Origin of the sequence: Sporomusa sphaeroides DSM 2875 (assembly GCF_001941975.2) — a bacterium.
Classification (GTDB): Bacteria; Bacillota; Negativicutes; order Sporomusales; family Sporomusaceae; genus Sporomusa; species Sporomusa sphaeroides.
Window position 1 is genome coordinate 3,837,776 of sequence record NZ_CP146991.1, and the last position, 26,242, is coordinate 3,864,017.

22 protein-coding genes are annotated in these 26,242 nt (G+C 51.2%); 5 read left to right on the plus strand and 17 right to left on the minus strand.

What is annotated here, in order from left to right; translation table 11 throughout:
* Positions 1-93: 93 nt before the first annotated feature.
* From SPSPH_RS17830 to SPSPH_RS17840, 3 genes are read left to right on the plus strand one after another with little or no spacing between them, the layout of a single operon-like run.
* Positions 94-1,221, plus strand: coding sequence for an efflux RND transporter periplasmic adaptor subunit (locus tag SPSPH_RS17830; RefSeq protein WP_075757796.1), 1,128 nt, complete (start codon positions 94-96; stop codon positions 1,219-1,221).
* Positions 1,218-4,319, plus strand: a complete 3,102-nt coding sequence (locus tag SPSPH_RS17835; RefSeq protein WP_075757795.1) for an efflux RND transporter permease subunit — start codon at positions 1,218-1,220, stop codon at positions 4,317-4,319. Before SPSPH_RS17830 ends, SPSPH_RS17835 begins: the two co-directional genes overlap by 4 nt.
* A 59-nt stretch (positions 4,320-4,378) precedes the next feature.
* Positions 4,379-4,822, plus strand: coding sequence for a universal stress protein (locus SPSPH_RS17840; protein WP_075757794.1), 444 nt, complete (start codon positions 4,379-4,381; stop codon positions 4,820-4,822).
* Positions 4,823-5,001: 179 nt separating this feature from the next.
* Here SPSPH_RS17840 and pdxA read toward each other — a convergent pair whose 3' ends face one another.
* From pdxA to SPSPH_RS17880, 8 genes are all read right to left on the minus strand, one after another.
* Positions 5,002-6,021 carry a 4-hydroxythreonine-4-phosphate dehydrogenase PdxA gene (gene pdxA, locus SPSPH_RS17845; RefSeq protein WP_075757793.1) on the minus strand — a complete coding sequence of 340 codons (1,020 nt, stop codon included), beginning with the start codon at positions 6,019-6,021 and terminating at the stop codon, positions 5,002-5,004.
* 7 nt (positions 6,022-6,028) lie between these two features.
* Positions 6,029-7,312 (minus strand): four-carbon acid sugar kinase family protein, encoded by a 1,284-nt coding sequence (locus SPSPH_RS17850; RefSeq protein WP_109298241.1) that lies wholly within the window; start codon positions 7,310-7,312, stop codon positions 6,029-6,031.
* 33 nt (positions 7,313-7,345) lie between these two features.
* Entirely contained in the window at positions 7,346-8,197 is an 852-nt protein-coding gene (locus tag SPSPH_RS17855; RefSeq protein ID WP_223226057.1) for a MurR/RpiR family transcriptional regulator, read from the minus strand.
* Positions 8,198-8,518: 321 nt separating this feature from the next.
* Entirely contained in the window at positions 8,519-9,772 is a 1,254-nt protein-coding gene (locus SPSPH_RS17860; RefSeq protein WP_075757792.1) for a Zn-dependent hydrolase, read from the minus strand.
* Positions 9,769-10,743 carry a DMT family transporter gene (locus tag SPSPH_RS17865; RefSeq protein ID WP_075757791.1) on the minus strand — a complete coding sequence of 325 codons (975 nt, stop codon included), beginning with the start codon at positions 10,741-10,743 and terminating at the stop codon, positions 9,769-9,771. Before SPSPH_RS17865 ends, SPSPH_RS17860 begins: the two co-directional genes overlap by 4 nt.
* A gap of 124 nt (positions 10,744-10,867) precedes the next feature.
* A complete protein-coding gene (locus SPSPH_RS17870) occupies positions 10,868-11,668 on the minus strand; it encodes an AraC family transcriptional regulator (protein ID WP_075757790.1) in 801 nt (266 codons plus the stop codon).
* 27 nt (positions 11,669-11,695) lie between these two features.
* Positions 11,696-12,616 carry a DMT family transporter gene (locus SPSPH_RS17875; RefSeq protein ID WP_075757789.1) on the minus strand — a complete coding sequence of 307 codons (921 nt, stop codon included), beginning with the start codon at positions 12,614-12,616 and terminating at the stop codon, positions 11,696-11,698.
* Between the two features lie 4 nt (positions 12,617-12,620).
* Positions 12,621-13,982, minus strand: a complete 1,362-nt coding sequence (locus SPSPH_RS17880; protein ID WP_075757788.1) for an MATE family efflux transporter — start codon at positions 13,980-13,982, stop codon at positions 12,621-12,623.
* A gap of 254 nt (positions 13,983-14,236) precedes the next feature.
* Here SPSPH_RS17880 and larA point away from each other — a divergent pair, with 254 nt between their 5' ends.
* Complete coding sequence (gene larA, locus SPSPH_RS17885) at positions 14,237-15,532, plus strand: nickel-dependent lactate racemase (RefSeq protein WP_075757787.1); 1,296 nt, start codon at positions 14,237-14,239, stop codon at positions 15,530-15,532.
* Between the two features lie 89 nt (positions 15,533-15,621).
* Here larA and SPSPH_RS17890 read toward each other — a convergent pair whose 3' ends face one another.
* Genes SPSPH_RS17890 through SPSPH_RS17900 form a run of 3 tightly spaced genes read right to left on the minus strand, consistent with a single transcriptional unit; the run spans position 15,622 to position 18,480 of the window.
* Positions 15,622-16,329: a LutC/YkgG family protein gene (locus tag SPSPH_RS17890; protein WP_075757786.1), complete on the minus strand. Its 708-nt coding sequence runs from the start codon at positions 16,327-16,329 to the stop codon at positions 15,622-15,624.
* A gap of 13 nt (positions 16,330-16,342) precedes the next feature.
* A complete protein-coding gene (locus SPSPH_RS17895) occupies positions 16,343-17,755 on the minus strand; it encodes a LutB/LldF family L-lactate oxidation iron-sulfur protein (protein ID WP_075757785.1) in 1,413 nt (470 codons plus the stop codon).
* Positions 17,752-18,480, minus strand: coding sequence for a (Fe-S)-binding protein (locus SPSPH_RS17900; RefSeq protein WP_075757784.1), 729 nt, complete (start codon positions 18,478-18,480; stop codon positions 17,752-17,754). The genes SPSPH_RS17895 and SPSPH_RS17900 overlap by 4 nt, the downstream gene beginning before the upstream one ends.
* A gap of 212 nt (positions 18,481-18,692) precedes the next feature.
* Here SPSPH_RS17900 and SPSPH_RS17905 point away from each other — a divergent pair, with 212 nt between their 5' ends.
* Positions 18,693-20,324 carry an L-lactate permease gene (locus tag SPSPH_RS17905; protein WP_075757783.1) on the plus strand — a complete coding sequence of 544 codons (1,632 nt, stop codon included), beginning with the start codon at positions 18,693-18,695 and terminating at the stop codon, positions 20,322-20,324.
* A gap of 126 nt (positions 20,325-20,450) precedes the next feature.
* Here the strand turns inward: SPSPH_RS17905 and SPSPH_RS17910 are convergent, their stop codons facing one another.
* The 6 genes from SPSPH_RS17910 to nikA all read right to left on the minus strand — a co-directional run bounded on the left by SPSPH_RS17910 (position 20,451) and on the right by nikA (position 26,136).
* Positions 20,451-20,966, minus strand: coding sequence for a GNAT family N-acetyltransferase (locus SPSPH_RS17910; protein ID WP_075757782.1), 516 nt, complete (start codon positions 20,964-20,966; stop codon positions 20,451-20,453).
* 16 nt (positions 20,967-20,982) lie between these two features.
* Entirely contained in the window at positions 20,983-21,810 is an 828-nt protein-coding gene (locus SPSPH_RS17915) for an ATP-binding cassette domain-containing protein (RefSeq protein ID WP_075757781.1), read from the minus strand.
* On the minus strand, positions 21,785-22,627 hold the full coding sequence (locus SPSPH_RS17920; RefSeq protein WP_075757780.1) for an ABC transporter ATP-binding protein: 843 nt from the start codon (positions 22,625-22,627) through the stop codon (positions 21,785-21,787). The genes SPSPH_RS17915 and SPSPH_RS17920 overlap by 26 nt, the downstream gene beginning before the upstream one ends.
* Before the next feature lie 80 nt (positions 22,628-22,707).
* On the minus strand, positions 22,708-23,553 hold the full coding sequence (nikC, locus tag SPSPH_RS17925; RefSeq protein ID WP_083945713.1) for a nickel ABC transporter permease subunit NikC: 846 nt from the start codon (positions 23,551-23,553) through the stop codon (positions 22,708-22,710).
* On the minus strand, positions 23,553-24,491 hold the full coding sequence (gene nikB, locus SPSPH_RS17930) for a nickel ABC transporter permease subunit NikB (RefSeq protein ID WP_075757779.1): 939 nt from the start codon (positions 24,489-24,491) through the stop codon (positions 23,553-23,555). Before nikB ends, nikC begins: the two co-directional genes overlap by 1 nt.
* 25 nt (positions 24,492-24,516) lie before the next feature.
* Positions 24,517-26,136, minus strand: a complete 1,620-nt coding sequence (gene nikA / locus SPSPH_RS17935; protein ID WP_075757778.1) for a nickel ABC transporter substrate-binding protein — start codon at positions 26,134-26,136, stop codon at positions 24,517-24,519.
* Positions 26,137-26,242 lie beyond the last annotated feature (106 nt).

Genomic DNA, 26,242 nt, shown 5'->3' on the forward strand with positions numbered 1-26,242 from the left:
CCCGCCCTCCTCCCCTTCTTTTGCCGAAAAGATACCGTTTTTCGAAGCAGTCATTTCCCGGTATATAACCCTTTTAAACTAAGGAGTGAAAGCATGCAATTACCATCTTGGTCAACCAATATTCCCAGAAAAAAATTATATTATGTGTTCGCAGCCATCGCCGTCTTATGTATTCTCGGCGGCACGCTCTGGCAAGGACAGCCTCGCCCACCGGCAGTCGTCAATGAAATTCCGGTGGTACGCACCGCCGTTGTCGGCAACTCCGCTGTTTCCCAGAGGTATACTTACTCCGGCGAAGTGCGCGGCCGCTATGAAAGTCAGCTCGCTTTTCAGGTAAACGGCAAAATTATCACAAGAAATGTGCAGCTGGGCAGTACGGTACAGGCCGGTGACGTCCTTCTGCAAATTGACGCCAAGGACGTTGTGCAAACGGTAAGTAACTATTCCGCTCAGGTCGATTCGGCCGAATCGCAACTGCAATTAGCCGCAAGCAACCTTAACCGCTACCGGGAACTACTGGAAGGCGGCGCTATCAGCCAGTCCCAGTATGACCAGTATGCCAACGCCCATAATGTAGCCGTTGCCGGGGTGCGCCAAGCCTCAGCACAATATAAGCAAAGTGCCAATCAGCTGGATTATACCTTGTTAAAAGCCGATAAACCAGGCATTGTATCCGGCATCTCCGCCGAAATCGGCCAGGTAGTCAGCGCCGGCCAGGTTATCGTTACCGTCGTGCAGGATGGCGAACGGGAAGTGGAGATCAGCATACCGGAAAACCGGATCGAAGAACTGCGCAAGACGGAAAAAATACAGGTTTCCTTCTGGGCTTTGCCCGCTGTAACGGCAGAAGGCAGGATAAGAGAAATTTCTCCGATGGCCGACCCAATCACCCGCACTTTTAAAGTGCGTATCAGTCTGATCAACCCGCCGCCGGCAATAAAGCTGGGCATGACCGCTACCGTAGCCGTAGCCGGCAACTCAGAACAACCGGTCATAAACATTCCCGTAGCGGCTGTCTATCAGACCGGCAATCCCACCCCCGCTGTCTGGGTAGTTGCGGGCGGAACCGTAACCCTGCGCTCCATTCAGACCGGTTATTACGGCAAGGGCAATACCGTCCAGGTACTCAACGGCCTGCGCCAGGGTGAGCGGATCGTCATTGCCGGGGTACATAAACTGACCGAAGGGCAGCAGGTAAGCATCGGCGGTGATTCGCTGTGAAAGGATTCAACTTGACCGAATGGTCCCTTAACCACAAACAGTTCATTTATTTTTTCATCATTCTCTTTTTCATTGCCGGTATTGTTTCTTATAAAAACCTGGGCCGTATGGAAGACCCGGACTTTACCATCAAACAAATGATTGTTACCGCTGCCTGGCCGGGAGCCACAGCCCAACAGATGGAGGAGCAGGTTACCGACAAAATTGAGAAGAAATTGCAGGACCTGCCGGGGCTTGATTATTTAAAAAGCTACTCCACTCCGGGAGTCACGGTAATTTATGTTCATTTAAAAGACACGGTGCTGCAAAAAGACGTACGCAACAAGTGGCTGGAAGTACGCAATATGGTGAGCGACATCGCCGGCACTTTCCCCTCCGGGGTCCTGCCGCCGCAGTTCAACGACCGGTTTGACGAAGTGTACGGTGTGGTGTTTGCCCTGACCGGCGACGGTTATACCTATGAAGACATGCGCGCCAAGGCGGAAAGAATCCGGCGGATTCTGCTCGGGGTTCCCAGTGTAAAAAAAGTGAACCTCCTGGGCGTGCAAACCGAAAAGATTTATATTGAAATCGAAAACAGCAAGCTGGCACAATTGGGGATTGATCCCAATTTAATCACCACCACGCTGCAGGCACAAAATGCCATGTCGGCGGCCGGCATGCTGGAAACAGCCTCTGACAATATTTATTTACGGATTACCGGCATGTTTGAAAACCTGGAGGATATTCAGAATACTCCCATTCAGGCGAACGGGCGCGCCTTCCGCCTGGGTGATATCGCGACCGTTACCCGCTCCTACAGTGAGCCCGCCGACCCTAAGTTTTATTATAACGGGGAACCCGGCATCGGCATTTCCCTGGCGATGGAGCCAGGCGGCAACGTGCTGGTCCTGGGGGAAAATATTGAAAAGACGATCGAACAGGTGAAAAAGGAACTGCCCGCCGGCCTGGAGATACACCAGACCGTCAATCAGCCCAAAGTAGTGGAAAGCTCTATTGATGAATTCGTAAAATCCCTGGGCGAAGCCATTGTTATTGTCTTAATCGTAAGCTTTATCAGTCTGGGAGTGCGTTCCGGCATCATCGTGGCATTGTGTATTCCGCTGGTCATCGCCATCGTGTTTACCTTCATGAATCTGTTCGGCATTGATTTGCAGCGGATCTCCCTGGGCGCGCTGATTATCGCGCTGGGCCTGCTGGTGGATGACGCGATTATTACCATTGAAGCCATGGTGGTTAAGCTGGAGCAAGGCTGGAGCCGCTTTAACGCCGCCTGCTTTGCCTATACGTCCACGGCTTATCCCCGCTTAACCGGCGAGTTGGTCACCTGCGCCGGCTTCATCCCGGTCGGGTTTGCCGCCGGGACCGCTTCGGAATACTGTGCCAGCATCTTTATGGTTGTCACCATCGCCTTGCTTACCTCCTGGCTGGTGGCCGGGACCGCCACACCGCTGTTAGGCTATTTGTTTATCAGAATTAAACCGAAAGGGAACGGGGAAAAAGAACATGATCCCTATGATACAAAATTTTATCAAAAATTCCGCCGGTTGTTAGTCTGGTGCCTGACCCATAAAAAGACTGTACTAATTGCCACAGCAGGTGCTTTTATCGCTTCCATCGGTTTGTTGGGGCTGGTAAAACAACAATTCTTTCCTGCTTCCACCCGGCCGGAACTGATTATCCAATTGGAGCTGCCTGAGGGTTCTTCCATTGAAAATTCCGATGCCGTTGCCCGTGAGTTTGCGCAGAAACTGGCAGACAATCCGCAAATTTCCTATTATACCTACCATGTAGGCGAAGGCGCTCCCCGGTTTGTATTAAGCTTTGAGCCGACTGCCAACAAACCGAATTTTTCCGAATTTATCATTGTGGCCACCGATGCCAAAGCCCGGGACGAACTGCAGACGAAATACCGCGAAGTATTAATCAAGGAATTTCCCCATGTGCAATTTCACACCAAGGTAATCAACAACGGCCCATCGTCCGACTATCCGGTCATGCTGCGGGTAAAAGGCTATGAGCTGGACAAGGTGCGGGACATTGCCGAACAAATACGGACGGTGATGGCCGCCAATCCCCATACCCGGAATGTAAACCTGAAATGGAGCGAAAAAAGTAAGATTATGCATCTGGATATCGACCAGGATAAAGTCCGGAAGCTGGGAATTACCTCGCAGGCGCTGGCCAGTGCGCTCCAGATGCAGCAGTCGGGGACAGAGATCACCCAATTCAGGGAAACCGACAAAACAGTCAGTATGGTGCTGCGGTTTGCCGCCCGGGACAGAAATGATCCGGCTTATCTAAAAGATTTCAATATTCCGGTCGGCAACGGACAATATGTCCCGCTGGATCAGATCGCCACCATCCGTTTCGAGACGGAGGACGGTTTGATCTACCGGCGTGATTTGAAGCCGATGATCTGGATACAGGCGGAATTGAATTCCGACGACGTGACCGGGGATGATGTGGCGGAACAGGTTTATAGCAAGCTGGCGGATTTGCGCGCCGGTTTGCCGTTTGGCTACAGCATCGAGTATGACGGCGGCAAAGAAGACAGCATTAGGGCCGCAAAATTCATGTCAGAACCGATACCGGCCATGATCATTGCGATCATGATTCTCCTAATGATCCAGCTGCAAAACATTCCCAAAATGATTCTGACGCTGCTTACGGCACCGCTGGGCATTATCGGCGTAGCGGTCGGATTGTTTTTTACCAACAGTCCGATGGGCTTTGTCGTACAACTGGGAATTTTGGCTTTGGCCGGGATTATTATGCGCAATACCATTATATTAATGGACCAGATTGACCAATTGCTGGAAGCCGGCGAACCTCTCTGGGACGCCATTATCGATGCCACCGTCATCCGGCTACGCCCTATCCTTCTGACTGCGGCAGCAGCGATTTTAGGGATGCTCCCCCTGGTTTCAAGCATCTTCTGGGGCCCGATGGCTGTCGCCATTGCGGCAGGGCTAATGGGCGCCACTATCTTAACCTTAGTGGTACTGCCGGTCATGTATGCCGCCTGGTACAAAGCCCAGCCTACTATGGATAAGAAAAATTCCTTAAATGCCAGTTCTGCCAATCATTCTGTTTGATTTGTCAGGTGTCAGGAAACCTTTGGTCTACTAACTATATTGATAAGGAGTTGATCATTATGGAAGTTCCGTATAAGAAAATTTTAGTTCCGGTGGATGGTTCCAGCCACGCGCTCAGGGCATTGTCCCATGCAGCGACGCTGGCCCGTTACTTTGCTGCTGAAATCAGCATTCTTTATGTATCGGTGCTATCGCAGCAAGTCCCTCTGTATGACCAGGTCAAGGGAGCCAAAATCCCGCCCAACGCTTCTACCGATCCCGCAAACTATGCTAAAACAATCCTGGCAGAAGCAAGCAAACAAGTCCCGGCTGGCATTTACGTTCAAACCCACAACGAGCTTGGCGAACCACGCACTGCCATTACCGACTTCGCCACGCAAAACGGCTATGATATTATCGTCATCGGCTGCCGGGGCTTAGGCGCGATTTCCGGCTTGCTTCTGGGGAGCGTCAGCACTTACGTTCTCCATCATGCCCCATGCCCGGTTTTGGTTATTAAATAGTTACTTTCATCCGCACGTTCCGCTACGATTTATAAGGTTTCCCTCAGGTATCTCCGGTACTATTCCCGGAAATATAACATAACAGCGGAAGCAGTCATCCCAAACCGGGGCCTGCTTCCGCTGTTTATTGTTCGCTTTTACATGTTTTAGTGCTGCCAGAGCCGTGAAGTGAGATTCAGTCACGCATCGGTTTGTCCGGCTAGTCCCTGAGCTGCCTTGGCGGCAAATTCGATGGCGGCAGTCATGCTGCCGCTGTCGGCAATCCCTTTGCCGGCGATGTCAAACGCGGTGCCGTGGTCAACCGAACTCCGGATAAACGGCAGCCCGACAGTCACATTGATACCCGAATCAAAGCCCAGAAGCTTAATGGGAATATGGCCTTGATCGTGGTACATAACGACTACGATGTCAAACTCTTTACGCTTTGCCGCCCGGAAGAAAACGGTGTCCGGCGGGATGGGGCCGCTGGCGGCAATGCCCTCCTGCTGCGCCGCTTCCACGGCGGGAAGAATTTCGTCGATATCCTCACGCCCAAACAGGCCATTTTCACCGGCATGGGCGTTGAAACCGGCTACCGCGATGCGCGGCTTTTCCAGGCCAAGCAGCCGCAGCGTACGGTCAGCAAGCCGGATGATCCTGAGGACTCGGTCTTTTTTAATCAAATCGGCTGCCTGCCGCATGGAAACATGGGTAGTGACATGGATGACCTTAAGGTCGTCACTGGAAAGCATCATGGCATAATCGTTGGTCTGGCTGAGCTCACCTAATATTTCTGTATGGCCCGGGAAGTGATGTCCGCCTTTGTGCAGCGCCTCTTTGTTGATCGGCGCCGTAACAATGCCAGCCACCTTTTGGTCCAAAGCCTGCCTAATGGCACCTTCAATATACTGGTAAGCCGCATGACCGGCACGGCCGTCTACCTGACCAAAGGGCAGGTCGGCCGGTACATTGGCAAAATCAAGTACGTTAATAGTACCGTATTCATACAACCCGTTTTGCGGCTCAGCAGTGGCATGAATTTTCGCCAGGCTGTTCACAATCCCGGCCGCCATAGCCATTCTCCCGGCATCACCAAACACCAGTGGCCGGCATATCTGGTAGATTTGTTGATCTGCCAGTGCCTTGACAATAATTTCCGGACCGCAGCCGGCCGGATCACCCATCGTAATGGCAAGAATCGGAAGCTGTTCTTTACTCATTAGCCAATCACCTTCTTTGCTCCAGTTTTTTCACTGCTTTTACCAGTGCGTCAGGCGCACCGAATGCTCCGGCTTTAGTAACGACCAATAGTTGTTTCCCCTCCTGGGTGGTCATGGCACCAAGCGGAATAGCCGGTGTCACTTCTTCCAGAACGCGGATGCCGGTGACACCCAGGGCGTTGCATACAGCCACAGCCGTATCACCGCCGGTCAGAACCACTCCGGAAATATCCTGCGCCCGCAATATTTCGGCGCCAATCCAGCCAAGAATCTGGGCCACTTTTTCGCCGACCTGCACCAGGGACATACCCAGCTTTTCCCCGGCAGTCTGTGTCTGCTGCACCGTGTCGGCCTTGTAACCGGAGACCAGAACAATGCGCCGGCCTGCGGACAGGGACTGCTGCACCTGCTGTAGGGTCGGATGCGGCTGGCCTGCCTGCCAGGACAAATACCCGGCAACTTCCAGTTCAATCATTTCATAGCCGGAAGCCACCAGCTGTTCTACCTGACCGCGCGTCACAGAACTTACACTGCCGGCAATAACAAAAGCCGGCTGGCGGGTTTCTGGTTCTGCCGCCCAATGAAACAACTGCGGCAGCACTTCGGCAAGTCCGGCAGACCCGGACCAGAGGATTTTTTCTGAAAGGCTGGCTGCCGCCTGTGCAACAATAAGAAAGTGCTCGTCCTGCCAGGCATCTGAGCTGATAATCCGGCAACCGTCATTCAGATGCCGGCGCAGGGCCTGTACAATACCTTCCTGTCCCTGTGATATATCGGCAAAATCAATATGACCGACCTTGAGGCCTGTCTGTTTTCGCAATAGTTCGGGCAGCATGGTTTCGTAAACAGGGGTTTTCGGGTCACGGGCAATTTCGGTAGTGGAGAGCGGCGCACCATTGAGCAGATAATTGCCCCCCACAGTTATGCGCCCGTTTTTGGGGAAAGCGGGCATAACCAGGGCAAAATCATGCAGGTTCAAGTCAAGAATAGCTTTAATTTCCATGCCAACATTGCCCCTCAGGGTCGAATCCAGCTTTTTATAGTATTGGCCAAATCCGGCTGCCACCGCTTTTTGGGCGGCTTGCTGTACCCTTGCATAGGCTTCCGGGGCGGGAACGGCGCGGCTGTTTGTATCAACTACGATAATATCGGCCGTGGCTGTGGCATTGAGCGCCGCATCATTCAGCAGCACCTCCGTATGCATACCCTGCCGGGCGAACTGTACCCCGGTATCGTTGGCACCAGTCAGGTCGTCGGCGATAACGATCATCCCTTTGCTTGTTGCTTTCAAATCGCTTCCTCCTTATTATGATGATATGGCAGTTCAGTCAGACTGATTACGATATTGCCGCAGGGCTGTACGCGATTGATTTACTCCCGCGATAGCCGGCTCACCAATTTGCAGCGCCATCATAACATACAAAATATCAATGACGACAAGCTGAACGATGCGGGAAATCATAGCATCTGAACGCATTTTCGTTTCACAGGTGCAGCTTAATAAATACGCATCAACAAGTTGAGTAATGCCGGAGTCGATGGAGCTGGTCAGAGCACAGGTAAAGCAGCCGCGTTTTTGGGCAAGCGCCAGTGTACGGAGTATATCTGTTGTCTCGCCTGAGTGGGAAATGGCAAAAAAGACTTCGTCCGGCCGGGCAATTGATGCGGCAATCATCATCAGGTGGGAATCGGAATACCCAATAACCCTGCAGCCCAGACGCATAAATTTTTGCCTGGCATCCTGGGCCACTACACCGGAGGCACCCAAGCCAATGACATGAACAACAGCGGCTTGGCGCAACTGCTGTTCAATAGTTGCCAGCGCCTCTGCCGAAAGCTGCTGCTTCAAGTCAGAAATCCCTTGAGTGGTGGAATCGGCGACCTTACGAATGATGTCAGTTAACCCGTCATGGGCCTGCACTTCCTCATAAATCGGCTGTATATCGGTTTCTGCGGCTAACTCCTTAGCCAGGGCAACACGAAACATGGCATAATTTTTATAGCCCAGCAGCCGGTAAAAGCGTATTACCGTCGCTTCACCCACACCGCATTTAGCGGCAAATTCATTGATTGGCAGGGTCAGGGCTTCCTGCGCATGCGCTTGCAGGTATTGGACAATTTTATTTTGCGTGGCTGTAAAACGATTATGCTGTAGCCGAATTTTAGAAAATAGCATTATCAAACCACCTCGGAGATTATATTCACTAACCTTACCTTCGGAGATTTTTTTCTCCGTTATGGTATTATTCGCTATACTTTCCTGATCGCCTGCTTATTATTACAAAAAATCTTAATCTTGTTGCTATATAAAACCAACCTATTGAAAAGACCGTGTATTCCCTGCCAGCAGGGCACCTACACGGTCTTGCTTATCTCTATAAAATTGCGCAAATTCCCAGCCCTATAGCTTCTTTTTGACAAAATGAGGCAAGCGCGCGCCGGGCAGGTAAGCGCCAAACAAGGTACGGAGTTTGTCCGTCCAGGCTTGTCGAAAACACTAACCCAGATTGTCTGTCTCCATGCTTTCGGCCAATTTTCTCACCGCACCCAGCAATATCCGGGCACCGGCGGCAATGTCGTCAATGCTGGCCCATTCGGCCGGATTGTGGCTAATGCCGCCTTTGCAGGGGACAAACACCATGCCGGTTGGAGCCATTTCCGCCACATGCATGGCATCATGTCCGGCACCGCTTGGCAGCAGCATATTGGCATAACCATATTCCTCTGCTATATTTTGCAGGAATTCGACTATTTCCCGGGAAATTTCCACAGGCTTTTCGTCAGTAAGCGTAATAATCTCCATATCGACACCGCGCCGGGCTTGTACTTCAGCAATGCCTGCCGTCAGTTCCCCCAGCACCTGCCGTTTGCTGGCCGCCGAAATGCCGCGAAGGTCAATGCCCAGTTCGACCCGTCCGGGAATAACATTCATGACCCCTGGCTCAACCTTTGCCATCCCGGTCGTACCTACCGTGCCGTTATGGCTTTCCTGACCTGCCAGTTTTTCTACCAGCAAAATAATTTCAGCCGCCGCAGCCAGCGCGTCCTGACGCATATTCATGGGCGTGGCGCCTGAATGATCGGCCTGGCCTGTTACTATTACCTTCAGGCGGGTAGGGGCGGCAATCCCGGTGACGATGCCAATTTGTTTACCCATGGTTTCCAATACTTTGCCTTGCTCAATATGCAGTTCCAAAAAGACTTTGATTGCCTGGTCATAACGCGCGTGTCCGATATTCTCAGGTGCAAGCCCCCGCCCGCGCATAGCCTGGGCCAGTGTCACACCCTGCTTGTCGGTATACTGCTCTAATTGCGCCAAGGACAGTTTGCCGCAAAATGCCTTGCTGCCAAGGGTGGCCATACCAAACCGGCTGGATTCTTCAGCCATGAAAACAACAACTTCAATGGGATGCACTGTCTGTTGTCCCGCTTCTTCCAGGCAGCGGACCACCTCAATCGCTGCCAGTACGCCTGCCACCCCGTCATAGTTGCCGCCATTGGGAACACTGTCAATATGTGACCCCAGCATAACCACAGGCGCCGCCGGGTTAAGCCCTTCCCGGCGGGCAATGAGATTGCCGAAAGCATCCACTCGGACAGCAAGCCCGGCCGCTTCCATAAGCTCACGAATATAATTCCTGGCTTCCCAATCTTCATCACTGAACGCCAGGCGCGTAATGCCTCCGCCTGCCTGTGCCCCGATGGCACTCAGCCTACGGAAGGTTTCTTCAAGCCGCTTCACTGAAATCATGCCTGTTTCTCCTTTGCTGTATGTATGAATTCATCTGCTTTAACGGCTTGCCTGGACCGCTCAAAATTCATAACCCAAATAGCCAGCAGCGTTACTGCACCACCGGCAAGCTGAATGGGCAGCACCCTTTCTCCCAGGACTAAATAGCCGCCAAGTACCCCGGCAACAGGAACCAGATTAAGATACAGGGTTGTAATGGCAACATCCAAATGTTTTAACGCATACATATACAATAAATAACAGACCACCGAGCAAAACACTGCCAAAAATAAAATATGCCCCATAGCGGTCAGTGAAAATACCTGCCACTCGTTAACTTCGGTGAGCGACAAGGGCAGCAAGAGTATTGTGCCTATCACCGTTTGATAGGTGATCATGCACATGCCGGAATACTTATTTTGCAGCGACTTGGCAACAAGAGTATAAAAGGTCCAGGACAACATCGCGCCCAGAACAAATAGATTGCCAATGAAATTGGCAGAGTTGAAATCCAGCTGGCCGTTGGCTGTTACCGAAAAATACATGCCGACAATAGCAATGGCTATCCCGACCAGTTTAAGCACTGAAACCCTGGCGCCGAAAAACAGTATATCCAGGCAAATGGCCAAAATCGGAATAATTGTCACAATCAGCGAGGCATTGACTACAGTTGTTAACTTTACGCCAATGTTTTCAAAATAAAAGTACAGTGTAATCCCCAGACAGCCTGCCAATACCATCCGCGGAATATCGGCCCTAGCGACTTTGGCACCAGGCTCAAACCGGTTAAGCAGCCCCACCAGCAGCACCGAGGCGATGGCAAACCGGATAAGAGCCATAGTGACCGGCGGTACTTCGGCCACCGTAATTTTGATGCTTACATAAGATACGCCCCAAAATAAAACGGTTATAAGCAGCAGCAGGTTAGCCATAATATATTGATTATCCCGCAAGCTGACCTTTTGCCGTGTCTTGCTTGTATTTTCCTTCATAATACCCTCCTGATTTTTACTCTGGTACCCCATCTGGCGTCACCGAAAACATGCTTTTAGATAACGCATGAGACCAGCATACCAGGCAAAAGCAGCAGGCGTATTGTAAAAAATTGACGTATGGCTATTTCAGCCTTTGGTACTTTTCCGGTGTCACGCCGGTATGGCTCTTAAATACCTTATGAAAGTGGCTCTGGTCATAAAAACCGGCTTCACAGGCCACCTCCACGATCTGCCGGTTCTGCCGCAGCAGTTTCTTGGCATAATTGATTCTCAGCAGTGTCTGATAGGTATGGGGCGGTATATTGAATTCTTCCTTAAAAGCACGGATAATGGCAAATTTATTCAGGCCTGATATGGTTTCCAGTTCTTCCAGGGTAATCTTTTTCAAATAGTTATTGTGCAAATAGTCCTTGATCATTTTCAGTTTGGGCACTTCGATTATCTTGCGGCAAGTTTCCACCGGCTCCATACTCCCAACCACCTGTTCAAACAGGGCCATTACGCCGGCTTCCTTTTCCAGCGGGCTTGCCTGCTGCGCCAAGGGCTCGAGCAAAGCATGCAGGGCACGCTGGGCGGAGAGTGTCGTCATATCGCTCACCACCGGCCGGTTGAAAACAGCTATGCCTTTACTTGCCAAGAACCGCTGCATCCAGCCTGCCTCAATAAAGAACATTTTGTATTGCCACCGGCCTTGACGGTCAGGATTGCAGGAATGTATCAGCCCCGGCGGAATCAGCACCGTGGTCTTGGGGCTAACCTCGGTAACCTTGCCTTCACACCAAAAAGAACTCTTGCCATGCTCCACTATCCCCAAAGAGTATTCTTCATGAGAATGCTTTTTATAACAAAGATAACTGGCATCACATAATTTTAATTCAAAGAATGGCAAATCGGCATCCCGGTAGAAACGAACGCCGTTCATGACAACACCCCCATAATTCAGCTCCGGTCAACCCGTCTTACCGCTTGTTTCCTCAGTCATGACTATTTCCGCGGCAGGCTGCTGAATACTTTGCAGCTGGGTTAACAGCATACCTGCCAGCATCAGACCGCATCCCAGCATTTCCTGAAAACCTAAGCGCTCCCCCAGCAGAAAGAAGCCGCCAATGACCGCAAAAACGGTTTCCATACTCAGAATAATGGCAGCATGCGACGGCGGCGAATATTTCTGGCCAAGAACCTGCAGCGTATAAGCTACCCCGACAGAGACAACACCGCCGTACAGAATAGGAATCAGTGCCCCGGTAAGTCCTTCAACAGCTATTGTTTCAGACCAGAGTGCAATTCCCAGACTGAGTACACCACAGGTAACAAACTGGTAAAATGACAGCAGCAATACATTAATCCGGTTGGCATAATAACCGATAAGCAGGATATGTATGGCCCAGAACAAAGAGCCCACCAGCTGCAGCAGGTCACCATAAGCAATGGAAAAGCTTTCTTTCACGCATAACAGATACAGACCAATAATCGCCAGCATTGCGCTAATCCGGGTAGTAAGACTAACATACTGTTTCAGAAACAATCCCAAAATCGGCACCAGCACAATATACAGGCAGGTGATAAAGGCCGCCTTGCCTGCCGTGGTATAAATCAGGCCAATTTGCTGCAGCGAGGCGGCGGTAAACAGGACTAAGCCCGCAAGAATCCCCGCCCGTACTGCATCCCCGGAATTGCCGGCAGTAGTTTGCCGCGTTGTATTACGATAGTAAAAGAGCATTGGCAGTAACGAAAGACTGCCCAGCAAGAACCGGACTCCATTGAAGGTAAACGGACCAACATGGTCCATGCCTACCCGCTGGGCTACAAAGGCCAGCCCCCAGATGGCGGCCGCCAGGAGCAGCAGCAGGTTTGATTGTAAAGCACCCATTTTTTTACTCCTTTTCCGCTAGTTTAGTATATTTTTTCTGCAGACGGATTAAGCGTAAGAGCAGCACCACCGCTCCGACAGCCAGGCCGACAATAAACCCAACCCAATAGCCATAGGCCTGGAGGGGCGAATAGTTTGCCAGAAAATATCCCACCGGCATACCAATAAACCAATACGATATGATAGCCATCAGCAGCGTTATCTTAACATCCTTATAGCCGCGCAGGGCTCCCTGAATAGGGGCGGCAATGGCGTCGGAAAGCTGAAAAAAGATGGCATATACGAGGAAATTCCGGACTAACTCCAGTACGGCCGGATCTTCGGTGTATAACCTTGCGATTTGGTTATTAAACGCAAATAAACCGGCAGCAAAAATAATTCCGACAAAAACTGCAATTCCTATCCCCAGATAACTGTATTGCCTCGCGTCATGATAACGGCGCGCCCCTGCCTCATACCCCACCACAATGGTTAAGGTTATGCCAATACTCAGCGGCACCATATATATTACCCCGGCAAAGTTAATGGCTGCCTGATGGGCCGCGATAACTGCCGTACCATATTCACTCATTAATAAAGCCACTACCGAAAAAATCGCGACCTCACAGAAAATCGACAGTCCGATCGGCAAGCCGACAACTAATAATTCCCGCCAGGCGGTAAATGAAATGCCGGGGAAAGCGGCAAAAATCCGGTAGCCTTTAAACGGCTCTACATAGCGTACAACACCGATACTGATAATAAGAAGGCACCAGTAAGTCAGGGCAGAACCATAACCTGCGCCTACACCGCCAAGCTGAGGGAAACCGAATTTCCCAAAAATCAGCAGATAATTCAGCGCAATATTAATCGGTACGGCACACAGGGTGATCAGCATGGTGACCCGGGTATACCCCAGGGAATCAATAAAATTCCTCAGCACGGCTGCAGCAAATAAAGGAACAATACCAATTGCCAGTGCACACAGGAAGTGAAAGGCAATCCGATGCACAGCCCCTTCTAAATCCATGGTATTGAGCAGCGGCAGCAGCACTGCCGAACCCGCGCCGATGACGACCAGCCCCAATATCAGGGCCAAATACAGGCCCTGAATGACGTAAAAAGGCATAGCCGCTTTCCGTCCGGCACCATGGAGTTGGGCTAAGATGGGAGTAAGCCCGCCCAAAACGCCGCTGATACCCGTAAATACCGGGAGCCACAGATTAGTACCGATAGCAACTCCTGCCAAATCATAAGGACTTACCTGGCCGGCCATGATGGTGTCAAAAAAGCCTGTCGCCGTAAGTGAAAGCTGCGCAATAAATATCGGGAAAAAGATAAAAAGAAATTGCCTTGTCTTGTCCCGCAAAGATCTTGTCTGGTTCACGTAGTCACCTCAATAAACAAAGAAAGAAAAGACCTGGCCTGTGCCAAGCCTTAAGCTTATCAATATAATAGCACCAATCCAACGCCCCGTCCAGTTTCCTCCAGGCCGAAAAACGGCAGTATATAGTTAATTCTAGCAGATCCCTTATGTTCCTTGCAGGAATATTTGCTTCTGCCTAGAATAAAACAATGTTTTCAAATGTAATATTTTATGCTTAATTTTACATTATATATGTTTCATATGGAGGAGTAAACATGCTAAAAGATTTTGTTCTCGGCTTGGGTGACAAGGAAGTCTCGATTGCCCTGCCGGAAAAACAGGTTATTCACGTTATCGAGGGGAAAGCTGTCGAAGCCATTGCCGATGTACCGGCAGCGGTAAAAGCCGCCGTAACTCAGCCCATCGGCTCCCCGCCACTGCCGAAAGTAGTTAAGGCCGGGGATAAGGTTGTCATTATTGCCAGTGATATCACCCGCCAATGGATTAGCTATCCGCGCTTTCTGCCCGCACTGCTAAATGAACTGAACCAGGCCGGCATACCTGACAGTGATATCAAGCTGGTTGTCAGCCTGGGCTCGCACCGGCGCCACACCGACCAGGAGAATGTCCAGGTCTACGGCGAGGAAACAGTAGGCCGTATTCAGATTGTTCAAAGCTACGCACCGGCTGCCGAAGATTTTGTTTATACCGGCAAAACCTCACGCGGCGTGGAAACCTATATCAATAAACATGTCGTCAATGCCGACAAAGTCATTATGACCGGCGGTATTATCTATCACCCCATGGCCGGCTTCGGCGGCGGCCGCAAAGCCATTGTGCCGGGTGTTGCCGGTTATTCCACCATTCAGGGCAACCACACCTTCTGCCTGCATGAGGTTATCGGCCAGGGTGTCAACCCTAACTGCATGTCCGGTAAGCTGGAAGGCAACAACATGCATGAAGACATGAGCGAAATGGCTGCCATGCTCAAACACACCTTTCTGCTCAACGCCGTCTTCACCCCGACAGGACAATTTGCCCGCTTTGTCGCCGGACATCCTTATACGGCCTGGCTGGAAGGCTGCAAAACAGTGGAGGAAATCTTTGGTGTGCCCATTACCGCCAAAGCCGACCTGGTCATTGCATCTGCCGGCGGCTTCCCCAAAGATATCAACCTGTATCAGGGGACAAAAACCACCGAAAACGCCATCATGGCTGTCAAGGACGATGGGGTTATCATTGCCCTGTTAGAATGCCGTGATATTATGGAACCGCCTGATTTCAGCGGCTGGTTCAACTACGAATCCCTCTATGACCGGGAAATTGCCCTGCGCAAAGCCTTTACCGTTCCCGGCTTCATTGCTCTTAAAACCGGACTTATGGCCAAAAAAGTGCCGCATATTATTGTTACCCTGCCGCAAAACAAGGAGTTCATGGAAAAGGCCGGCCTAATTGCCGTCACTACCCTGGAAGAAGCCATGGCCATCGCTGAACAAAAGCTTAACCGCAAAGACTACACCATTACGGTCATGCCGCATGCTGCCAATACAGTACCGCTGCTGCAGGGCTAATCAAATCCCCTATACTTTCCGTCAAACTCAAAAACGCCGGAGCAAACTCAGTCTGCTCCGGCGTTTTTTTATTTTCACGGCTTGTTGGCTCAGTCGTCGATAACAACAGCCCACATGCGAAAAGGGCCATGCACCCCGATGGATAAATCCATCTCAATATCAGAGGTCCGGCTGGGACCTGTTATAAAGTCAATTGCCGAAGGCAAAGCTCCCTGCCCGCGCCGCTCCAGCAAAATTCTCATTACCGTAGACATGGTGGGAACAATATCCGACCTGTTCATAACCGCAATATGGGTTGGCGGCAGCAGACTTACCGAGCGTCCGGAGTTTTCCCCGTTAAACAAAGCTACCGTGCCGGTGTAGCCAATGGCGTAATTGACCCAGGTGATGCCAACATCGGCTTGTTCTGCCAGTTCGATCAGCTCTCGCCGCGAAGTGTCACGGTTCCAGAAAGCCGTTTTAACACCCAGCCGTGTACTATCGATATATTCGCGCAGCTTGGCGTGATCCCAGAGAATCGCCGATTTGGCATTCAGTACTTTCAGCCACAATTTTATCTGGTTAGTGGCTTCCGCACCGTTCCGGACAATAGCCACCCTGCCGGTCAAGGCCTCCAGGTTGCTTTTGAAGAGTGCCAGCGGCTGATCTTCCTCAAACTTTTGCTCCCGCCAAAAAGCAGGCGGTCCGGCTTCCTGCCGTTCCGGCAGTTCGGCGAGAACCGTTTTACGTCCTAAAGCGTTAGCTACGGTTTGCAAAAACATGTTTTCCTGCGAAAGGTCTTCCTGTATGTCTGTCATAAAATCACCTCACCTACTTCTCGCGTTTTTTCCAGCGGTCCCGGAAGGTTTTATCAGCGGCTGCCGGCAGATAGCGTGAGTTGGTCCAATTTGCCAGGATGGGCAATGCGGCGGTGATATAGCCGTTTTTGACAAGTGGCTTCTGCCCCAGGGAAGCAGCCTTCATGGCGAATTTATAGGTACTGGGCAGTTTGAAAAACCGTTTCCACATACCAAAGGCAAATTTTTCAACCGCGTCGGTATGACCGGCGCTCACCCGTTTTTGCCGCAGGTTAAACAATAGCTCCTGCAGCGGAATCTTGGCCGGACAGGCAAAGGTGCAAGCCGCACACAAGGTAGAGGCATAGGGCAGTTCGCCCCAAAAGACCATATCGTTTTCCAGCAGCGGCGTAATCACCGAACCTATGGGACCGCCGTAAACCGAACCATAGGCATGTCCGCCGATCTGGCGGTATACAGGGCAGACGTTAAAGCACGCACCGCAGCGAATACAATGCAGTGCCGCCCGGTATTCCTCATCTGCCAAAATGCGTGAACGTCCGTTGTCCACTATGACCAGGTGGAACTGTTCACAGCCATCAATATCACCAGGCTGGCGCGGGCCGTTAATCACCGAAACATAGCTGGTCACTTTCTGCCCGGTGGCGCTGCGCGGCAGCATGGACAAAACGGTTTCCAAATCTTCAAAGGTCGGGACAATTCGTTCCATCCCCATAACAGTGATTACGACTTTAGGCAGTGCTGTGCTTAAACGGGCGTTGCCCTCATTGGTAACCAGGGTAATCGAGCCGGTTTCGGCAACAGCAAAATTACAGCCGGTAATCCCCACATCGGCATTCATAAACTTGTCACGCAAAACTTTGCGGGCAAACCGGGTAAGCGCCGGCGTATCAGGCTCTACCTTCTCACCGTTTACCCGGGAAAATAGTTCGGCAATCTGGTAACGGTTCTTATGAATGGCAGGCACAATGATGTGGGATGGCGTTTCTCCGGCCAACTGCAGAATATATTCCGCCAGATCGCTTTCCACTACCTCCATCCCGGCCGCCTCCAGGGCAGAATTAAGGTGAATTTCCTCCGTAACCATAGATTTGGACTTTACAATATGTTTTGCTTCATACTGTTGGCACAGTTTGGCAATAAGCTGCCGGGCCTCTCCGGCGGTGGAGGCAAAGTGAACCTTGCCGCCTGCTTTTCTTATATTTTGGGTCAGTAATGCCAAATAATAATCAAGGTGGTCCACGGTATGCTCACGGATCAACCGGGTTTGTTCCCGCCACTCTTCCCAATTGGGGAGCTCGCGGGCTGCCTTGTCCTTGTTGCCGCTTAAGCGATCCACCGCTTTGCGGACAGCCTGACGCATCTGTTCATCCTTTAACGCTTTGGCTGCCCTGTCGCGAAGGTGCAGCACCGGCCTGTCACTCATGTTCTCAGCCCCTCATCTAACAATTCAGCAATATGCATAACACGTACATTGGACTTTTGCTTTTTCAGCCTGCCGTCAATATTCATCAGACAGCTTAAATCCACACCGACAAGGACATCGGCTTTGGTTTCCAGAATGTGTTTGGCTTTTTCATCCACCATGGCTTCCGATATTTCCGGCAATTTTATCGAGAAGGTACCGCCAAAGCCACAGCAGGCTTCTTCATGCGGCATAGGCACATAATCTATGTCCTTTATGTTCCGGAGCAAGGTATGAATATATTGGTCGGTATGTAAAAATCTCCGGGCATGGCAGCTGGAATGATAGGTTACCCGGTGCGGAAAACGCGCCCCCAAATCTTCCTGCTTCAATACTTTAACGACAAATTCACTAAACTCATAAATTTTCCCGATTAATTCCTGAGCCTGTCGATACTGTGTTGAATTCTTTTCAAACAAGACCGGATAGTATTCCTTGACAGCAGTAATACAGGAACCGGCCGGAGCCACCACATACTCGCTGTGCGCAAAAGCCGCAAGCATGGTCTCGGCTATCGGTTTGGCATAGTCCCAATAACCGCTGCTTAGCGCCGGTTGGCCACAGCAAGTCTGTTCCGGCGGAAAATCCAGGGTCACCCCGAGTTTTTCCAGAACACGCACCATGGACTCGCCAACCCGGGGATACATACTGTCACAAATACAGGTAATAAAAATAGATGCTTTCATTCCTTGGAACCTCCCCATCACGTTAGATTATCTATCAGTATATCTTCCACATTAAAATTCTTAAGTTATCTTCCAATAGTATCTTTTAACAAACCCTGCTATAGTTTGTGCATTTTATCCATCATTATCCTGTTTTTTTTACTCTGTGGCTGCAAATAATAGCATACATACACCAAAATAATCCTATAGCCTATTAGGGAGGAAATAACCATATGACTTGGACGCAAGAGTATCTGCCCTTGGGCAATCTCGCTTTATCGACCCTCGCGGCAGCCATTCCCATTATCGTGATCTTCTACCTGCTGGCCATTCGCCGCGCCCCCGGGCAAATAGCGGGAATCGCGGCAATGATAACGGCTTTTCTGGTGGCCGTGCTGGTCTATAAGATGCCGTTTACCACCGCGCTTACATCAACCATTATGGGTATCGCTTACGGCATCTTTCCTATCTTCTGGATTGTAATCACTGCCATATTCATTTACAACATGACGGTAGAAACCGGGAAATTTGACATTATTAAAAATTCCATTGCCACCATAACCGACGACCGTCGCCTCCAGGCACTTTTAATTGCCTTTGCTTTCGGCGCTTTCTTAGAAGGTGCGGCCGGTTTCGGCACCCCTGTCGCCATCTCGGCAGGAATGCTGGTCGGCCTTGGCTTCAATCCGCTGTATGCCGCCGGTCTTTGCCTGATAGCCAACACGGCACCGGTTGCTTTTGGCGGTATCGGCATCCCTATCATTGTTGCCGGACAGGTTACCGGCATTGATACCATGAAGATAAGCCAGATGGTTGGCCGCCAATTGCCTTTCCTGTCAGCCATTATCCCCATCTGGTTAATCGTGCTGATGTCAGGCTGGAAGTCTGCTATGGAAGTGCTGCCAGCCTGCCTGATAGCCGGTATTTCTTTTGCTGTTGTACAGTTTTTCTCCTCCAATTACCTCGGTCCGGAACTGCCCGATATCCTTTCCTCACTGGCGGCCATTCTTTGCCTGACCCTTTTCCTCAAAACCTGGAAACCGGCTACAACCTGGCGTTTTCCCGGTGAGGAAAAAAGCAGTACTACCGCTGCCACCCGGCCTTCCTATTCTACCGGGGAACTGGTTACCGCCTGGGGACCATTTATCATCCTTACCGTTATGGTTATTCTCTGGGGCCTGAAACCGATAAAGGCATTACTGGAAGCACCGACACTCTCAATTTATGTGGCCGGCCTGCACAATGCCGTTATTCAGGTTGCACCGATTGCTAAAGTTCCCACCGCCATGGCAGCCGTCTATAAGCTCAACTGGCTGAGTGCGGCGGGAACCGCCTTATTCATTGCCAGTATCCTCTCAGCCCTGCTGTTGGGAGTGGGGCCCGGTCAATTCTTCCGTATTTTCGGCAAAACCTTCAAGCAATTAACCAAACCCTTAATTACCATTCCCGCCGTGCTGGGTCTCGCCTATATTATGAACTACTCCGGCATGAGCTCAAGCCTTGGTCTGTTTCTCGCAGGCACAGGTTCATTTTTCCCCTTCTTTTCAGCCTGGCTCGGCTGGCTGGGAGTATTTCTGACCGGTTCGGACACCTCTGCCAACGCCCTGTTTGGCAACCTGCAGTCGGTAACCGCCCAGCAGGTGGGTGTTGACCCTGTACTGACAGTAGCTGCCAACTCCTCCGGCGGCGTTACCGGCAAAATGATTTCCCCGCAAAGCATTGCCGTAGCCACCGCCGCTACCGGACTTGTCGGCAAGGAAGGCGACCTGTTCAGCTTTACTGTCATGCATTCGCTGGTGCTTGCCGTAATTATCGGTATTATGACCTATCTGCAAGCCTATGTGCTGGCCTGGATGATTCCATAGCGCCCCAGCGTCGCAGCGTTGTATGACGGCTGCCCGCGCCGGGCCTTGTATCGGCACACAAAATAAAAGGATGCCTCCGGTAGGTAGCATATAACCTACGGAGACATCCTTTTTCTATTGTACTGTTTAAAGACTTTTATCCATATAAACCGTATCCAGCGGGTCGTTGCCAAGTTCGCGGATAATAAACTGCTGACTTAACCAGAAGGGATAACCTCCCGGCAAAAACCGGTGGGTATGCAGACAGATGGCCGTATATCCCACACTGCGGCAATAATCCTCCATGACAGCCAGCAGCCTCCCGGCAATCCCCTGGCGGCGCAGCGAGCTGTCAATATAACAGCGGGATAATTCCGCCGTCCTGGGCACATCATAACAGCCTTTGACCTTATCAAGCCTGTCATCATATGGCCTGATGGCAATTGTCCCCACAACCTTCCCGGTTTGGTCAAAAGCGGCAAACATGGCCGTATTGTCTGCCAGCATATAGGCTTCCTCCATATGGGAGAGATCCCAGCGCACGGCTACGTCAGGTATATTGGGGTACACCTCATGCAGCATGGGAATAATAAAAGCCAGTGCGGCTTCCTTATCGTCTGCCGCTATTTTGCGAATCGTCCAATCCTTATATTTGATCTCCATGCGACCCTCTCCTTTTTCAAGTACCTGCATCCATACCACCGGCCCGGCTCACAGGTTCGGCCGGTAAAACTGCACCCAGCAGCGCCAAAGACACCGGGTGGGTAAGACAATGAATGTCCTCCATCGTCTCCAGCCTTTCCACAACTTCCCCGGCTTGCATGACTGCCAGCCGGTCGGCCAGACGGGCAACCGCCGCCAGATCATGAGAAATAAAAACATACGACATACTCAGCTCTTCCCGCAAAGCAGACAATAACTCGAGGATCTGCGCCTGCACCAATACATCCAGACTGCTGACAGCTTCATCGAGAACGATAAGCTTCGGCCGCAGGGAAATGGCCCTGGCGATGCACACCCGCTGTAATTGTCCGCCGCTGAACTGATGCGGGAACTTTAAGGCATCCTCAGCCTTAAGACCGACAAGCTCCAGCAGCTCCCCCACTGTCCGTAAAGTCTGACGGTAGGTTAAGCCTTCAAAATTTTTCAGCGGTTCGGCAATACTTTCGCCTGCTGTCATCCGGGGATTGACCGAGCTGAAGCAGTCCTGGAAAACCACCTGCAGGTCGCGGCGCACCGCCCGGATGGCTGCTTTATCCTTACCATAAAGATTAATGCCCTGAAACAGCACTTCCCCGGCTTCCGGTTTCTCAATCCCCAGAATAATCCGCCCCAGGGTACTCTTACCTGAACCGCTTTCACCGACAAGACCAAGGCACTCTTTTGCCCCTAAACTAAGCGATACTTCCTTAGTGGCTTGCACTCTCCGGCCCTGTTTGAAAATGCCGCCGCCATGAAAATGTTTACTGACTTGCCGCAATTCAAGAAGCGGTTGTATTGCTGACATTGGCTGACCTCCGTTTGCGTGCTAAGCTGATGCTGTTGCGTGCATTCAGCAGCGCCTGCGTGTAAGGATGGCGGGGATGGGCAAATAGTTCCTGAACCGCGGCTTGCTCAACAAACTGACCGGCCTGCATCACCGCAACTTCATCAGCCAGACGGGCAATCACACCCAGATCATGGGAAATGAGCAAAATACTTGTGCCAAATTCACGCCGCACCCCGGCCAGCAAATCGAGAATCTGAACCTGCGAGGTAGCGTCCAAAGCGGTTGTCGGCTCGTCGGCAATAATCAGGTCAGGCTGCTGCGCCAGCGCAATGGCAATAATCACCCGCTGCAGCATACCGCCGCTTAGCTCAAACGGATATTGGCGCAGCAATAAACCGGGCTCCGGCAAGCCTACCTTAGCCATATATTCTATCGCAATTGTTCTGGCTTCCCGGGTGTCTGTTTTGCCATGGGACAAAAGTGTTTCAATAAAATGATCACCAATAGTACGGATGGCATCAAAGGCACTCATGGGATTCTGCATGATGAGTCCGATCCGGTCACCGCGCAGTTCCCGCCACTGGGCGGAAGTCAGACTGTCAAGACTTGTATCGCCCAGCCGGATTTGTCCGCCTGTCCGCATAATACCAACAGGCAACAGATTTAAAATAGAGAGGCAGGTCATGGTTTTGCCACAACCGCTTTCGCCTACCAGACCAAAAATCTCACCTTTGGCTATCTGAAAACTAAGCTTCCGGATTAAAGGCAGCAGCTGTTCTTTTTGTCTGATTGCAATTTCCAGCTCTTCTACCGCCAGCAGTGGCTGCTTCGCCATACACAGTTCCGCCCTTCTGAGTAGCTTGTCAGCCCTAATCCGGTGAAAACTTATTCTACCGTTTTAGAACTGACAAGCTACTAGCGTTTTCTCTTGGGATCGGCCAGATCCCTGAAAGCATCTCCCAGCAGATTAAAGGCCATAACCACACTTAAAATCATCAAACCCGGATACGCCATCAGCGCGGGATAACCCCGTAAGAAGGGGCGTCCGTCATTGATCATCGCCCCCCACTCCGGCGTAGGCGGCTGAATTCCCAGACCCAGGAAAGACATACCGGCAATGTGCAGGATAACCCAGCCCACATCCAGGGTTGCCAGCACGACAATTTGCGGCAGGATATTCGGCAAAATATGCCTGGCGATAATGCCCACTCGCCCGGTTCCGGCCACCTTGGCCGCCAGGACATAGTTTCTTTCCTTCAGGCTAAGCACCATCCCCCGAATCATTCTGGCATACCAGGCCCACTGGGACAACGCCAGCGCCAAAATCACGTTCGGCAAACCCGGACCCATAACCCCCACCAGGGCCAGCGCCAGAATCAGACTGGGAAAGGCCAAAAATATATCACACAGCCGCATAATAATCGCATCAATCCGGCCGCCGGCAAAACCGGCTGCCGCGCCTACCACGGTACTGATGGACAGCGTAACCGACATAACGGCAAAAGCCGCTCCCAGGGAAACTCTGGCCCCATAGATCAGGCGGGACAAAATACAGCGGCCAAGATGGTCTGTCCCCAACAGGTAACTTTCATCAGGCGGCATTAATTTTCTCTCTAAAGCAACATCATTCGGATCATGCGGCGCAAAAACCGGCGCAAAAACAGCCAGCAGGATAGTAAACAATATAATCAGCAGCGCGAGTGCCGTCAGGGTGTGCCTGACCTCAAAATTACGAAAAAAAGCGGCAGATATTGGCCTCATTACGATTCCTCTTTCAGACGGATTCTGGGGTCAAGCCAGGCATAAGCAATATCAACAAGCAGATTGGCAATAACAAAAATGAAGGACATCATGAGGACAAAACACTGCACTACCGGATAATCCCGGTTCAGGATAGCCGATACACAAAACCGGCCAATTCCCGGCCAGGCAAACACGCTTTCCACAATTACCGAACCGGACAGCAAATGGCCGATGCTCATCCCGAGCGCCGTCACAACAGGCAGCATGGCATTTTTCAGTACATGGCGGCCAATCACCCAGCTTTCTTTCAATCCTCTTGCCCGGGCATAGAGAACAAACTGCTGGTCGAGATTCTCCAGCATACTGGTCCTAAGCAGTCTGATGTAGGTGGCAATATAGGCAAAAGACAAGGTTACTGCCGGCAAAATAAAATGCTCCCACGAGCCCCGCCCCAGGGTAGGCAGCAGGTCCAGTTTGAGCGAGAAAAAGTACATTAGTAAAAAACCCAGCCAGAAATTGGGGGTGGAGGCGCTGGTAAAGGCCAGCAGGCGGCAAAAATTATCAAACCAGCCGTCTTTATACAATGCCGAAAAAATGCCCATAGGTATGCTGATTAGCAGGGTAATCAGCAGCGATACACCGGCCAGTTGAGCGGTGGCCGGTACAAGCAGCATCATTTCATCCCACACAGGCCTATGGGTCGCATAAGACCTGCCAAAATCAAGGGTAAGCGCCTTTACCAGCCACTCCCCATACTGAACCGGCAGCGGCCGGTCAAGGCCGAGTTCAGCCCTGACCGCCGCTACTGCCGCCTCTGTCGGCGGTATTTGTGATAAGCGCAAATAGGCTTCCGCCGGGTCACCCGGCGTCAGGCGCAGGATAAGAAAAGTAATCAGCGAAATACCCACAAGCACAGGTATCAGGCTCAGCAGGCGTTTGACAATATACGAGACCATGCCGGCTAACCTCTATTCTTAAAAATTATTGAAGCTCCATTTTATCGAAAGGAATTTCATATTGGCTGCCCATGAAGGTAACACCGGTTATATTTTTAGAGTATACAGCAATATTCGTCAGGTAAGACAGCGGCAGATACACCGCCTGTTCATGCAGGGTGGTGAGGATTTCCCGGTACAGTTCCTGCCGTTTGGCCTCATCGGTGCTGACAAGCACTGCTGAAGCCTTCCTGTCAATTTCCGCTTTCATCGGCAGGCCTAACTGTGCCTGATAGTCGGCATGAGCCGGCTCGCGCATCGAACCTACCAAGCTATGCGGATCAGAAGGCGCACCCCAGGTATCATTGGAAATCAGATTAAAGTTGCCGTCCTTCTGCCGCTGAAAGATGGCGCCCGGCTCCTCGGCAGTCAGCTTAACCTTCATCCCGATTTTCTTCAGGTCGCCCTGAAGCACTTCGGCAAGGGATTTTTGAATGGCATCAGTACTGGGAAAACAAAACTCCACTTCCAGCACTTGTCCGTCCTTTTCCCGGAACTCCTTGCCCGGGACTTCCTGCCAGCCGGCCTCCGCTAAGAGGCTCTTAGCCTTAGCTTCACTATATTCATATGGCTGTAAACCAAGATTGCAATACGGGAAATTCGCGGCAAGCAAAGTATCGGCCTTATGCTCGGTGCCAAAGAGAACGCCTTTAATAAAAGCCTCTTTATTCACCGCATGCTGAATGGCCTGGCGCACCTTAAGCTCCTTGGTCGCGCCTTTATTGGAGTTAACAGCCAAAGCCCGTGTTGCCAGCGGCCCGGACAGCTTGGTTTCATATTTTCCCGAAGCCTGCAGCTGCTTAAAGGCATCAATGCTGATATTTCCCTTACCGTAAATCAGATTAAGCTCGCCTTTCTCAAACGCAACCACCCTTGATTCACTGTCAGGAATAATTTTTACCACCAGCTTATCCACATTCGGCTTAGTTCCCCAGTAATGCGGATTGCGGACAAATACCGCCACTTCGCCCTGCTTATACTCGCTCAGCATCCAGGGACCTGTGCCAACCGGCTGCTTAATGCCCTCGGCAGTATTGCCGCTCTCCGGAAACTGGGAAGGCGCCAGGAAACGAATGGGGCGGATAAGCGCCAAATCCTGCAACACCGGATAATAGGCATCCTTAAGCACCAGCTTGAAGGTACTGTCGTCAATAACCTGTGTTTCCTTGATTTGCCGGACAAAGGCCAGCCAGTCATGCCGCTTGCCGTTGGCCAGCACGGCATCAAAATTTTTCTTGACTGCCGCCGCGTTAAACACGGTGCCGTCGGAAAACTTTACGTCCTTGCGCAGCTTGAATATGTATTCTTTGCCATCAGGCGATACTGTCCAGCTTTCGGCCAGCCAGGGAATAATCTTTCCGTCGCCGGTGTACTGCACCAGGGGTTCATAGACCATAGCCTGTGCAAACAGCTCATTCGGACTGTACAGGTGCGGATTCAAAGGACCAACGTCTTTCGCCCAGGAAAAATTCAATACCTTTTCTTTAGACGTCTCCTTGTTTGTCTGCGAACCACAGCCGGCTGCCAGGCTCACCAGCAGAATCAGGGAAACAACCAGTGCTGCAAACTGTCTGAACTTGTTCGACTGTTTTTTGGTAGCTGCCATACTTTTTACCTCTCCCTTACTCTTATACGTCAACATAAGCTTCCTTTTGGCAAATAAAAAGACATGCAAACCAGAGGAGGACTCAATATATGTCCGCCAACGGCTT

What these genes read in the sequence shown, in the direction of transcription:
- SPSPH_RS17830 (WP_075757796.1), top strand. Translation starts at nt 94, where the DNA reads ATGCAATTACCATCTTGGTCAACCAATATTCCCAGAAAAAAATTATAT.
- SPSPH_RS17840 (WP_075757794.1), top strand. Translation starts at nt 4,379, where the DNA reads ATGGAAGTTCCGTATAAGAAAATTTTAGTTCCGGTGGATGGTTCCAGC.
- pdxA (WP_075757793.1), bottom strand. Translation starts at nt 6,021, where the DNA reads ATGAGTAAAGAACAGCTTCCGATTCTTGCCATTACGATGGGTGATCCG.
- SPSPH_RS17855 (WP_223226057.1), bottom strand. Translation starts at nt 8,197, where the DNA reads ATGCTATTTTCTAAAATTCGGCTACAGCATAATCGTTTTACAGCCACG.
- SPSPH_RS17860 (WP_075757792.1), bottom strand. Translation starts at nt 9,772, where the DNA reads ATGATTTCAGTGAAGCGGCTTGAAGAAACCTTCCGTAGGCTGAGTGCC.
- SPSPH_RS17865 (WP_075757791.1), bottom strand. Translation starts at nt 10,743, where the DNA reads ATGAAGGAAAATACAAGCAAGACACGGCAAAAGGTCAGCTTGCGGGAT.
- SPSPH_RS17870 (WP_075757790.1), bottom strand. Translation starts at nt 11,668, where the DNA reads ATGAACGGCGTTCGTTTCTACCGGGATGCCGATTTGCCATTCTTTGAA.
- SPSPH_RS17875 (WP_075757789.1), bottom strand. Translation starts at nt 12,616, where the DNA reads ATGGGTGCTTTACAATCAAACCTGCTGCTGCTCCTGGCGGCCGCCATC.
- larA (WP_075757787.1), top strand. Translation starts at nt 14,237, where the DNA reads ATGCTAAAAGATTTTGTTCTCGGCTTGGGTGACAAGGAAGTCTCGATT.
- SPSPH_RS17890 (WP_075757786.1), bottom strand. Translation starts at nt 16,329, where the DNA reads ATGACAGACATACAGGAAGACCTTTCGCAGGAAAACATGTTTTTGCAA.
- SPSPH_RS17895 (WP_075757785.1), bottom strand. Translation starts at nt 17,755, where the DNA reads ATGAGTGACAGGCCGGTGCTGCACCTTCGCGACAGGGCAGCCAAAGCG.
- SPSPH_RS17900 (WP_075757784.1), bottom strand. Translation starts at nt 18,480, where the DNA reads ATGAAAGCATCTATTTTTATTACCTGTATTTGTGACAGTATGTATCCC.
- SPSPH_RS17905 (WP_075757783.1), top strand. Translation starts at nt 18,693, where the DNA reads ATGACTTGGACGCAAGAGTATCTGCCCTTGGGCAATCTCGCTTTATCG.
- SPSPH_RS17910 (WP_075757782.1), bottom strand. Translation starts at nt 20,966, where the DNA reads ATGGAGATCAAATATAAGGATTGGACGATTCGCAAAATAGCGGCAGAC.
- SPSPH_RS17915 (WP_075757781.1), bottom strand. Translation starts at nt 21,810, where the DNA reads ATGTCAGCAATACAACCGCTTCTTGAATTGCGGCAAGTCAGTAAACAT.
- SPSPH_RS17920 (WP_075757780.1), bottom strand. Translation starts at nt 22,627, where the DNA reads ATGGCGAAGCAGCCACTGCTGGCGGTAGAAGAGCTGGAAATTGCAATC.
- nikC (WP_083945713.1), bottom strand. Translation starts at nt 23,553, where the DNA reads ATGAGGCCAATATCTGCCGCTTTTTTTCGTAATTTTGAGGTCAGGCAC.
- nikB (WP_075757779.1), bottom strand. Translation starts at nt 24,491, where the DNA reads ATGGTCTCGTATATTGTCAAACGCCTGCTGAGCCTGATACCTGTGCTT.
- nikA (WP_075757778.1), bottom strand. Translation starts at nt 26,136, where the DNA reads ATGGCAGCTACCAAAAAACAGTCGAACAAGTTCAGACAGTTTGCAGCA.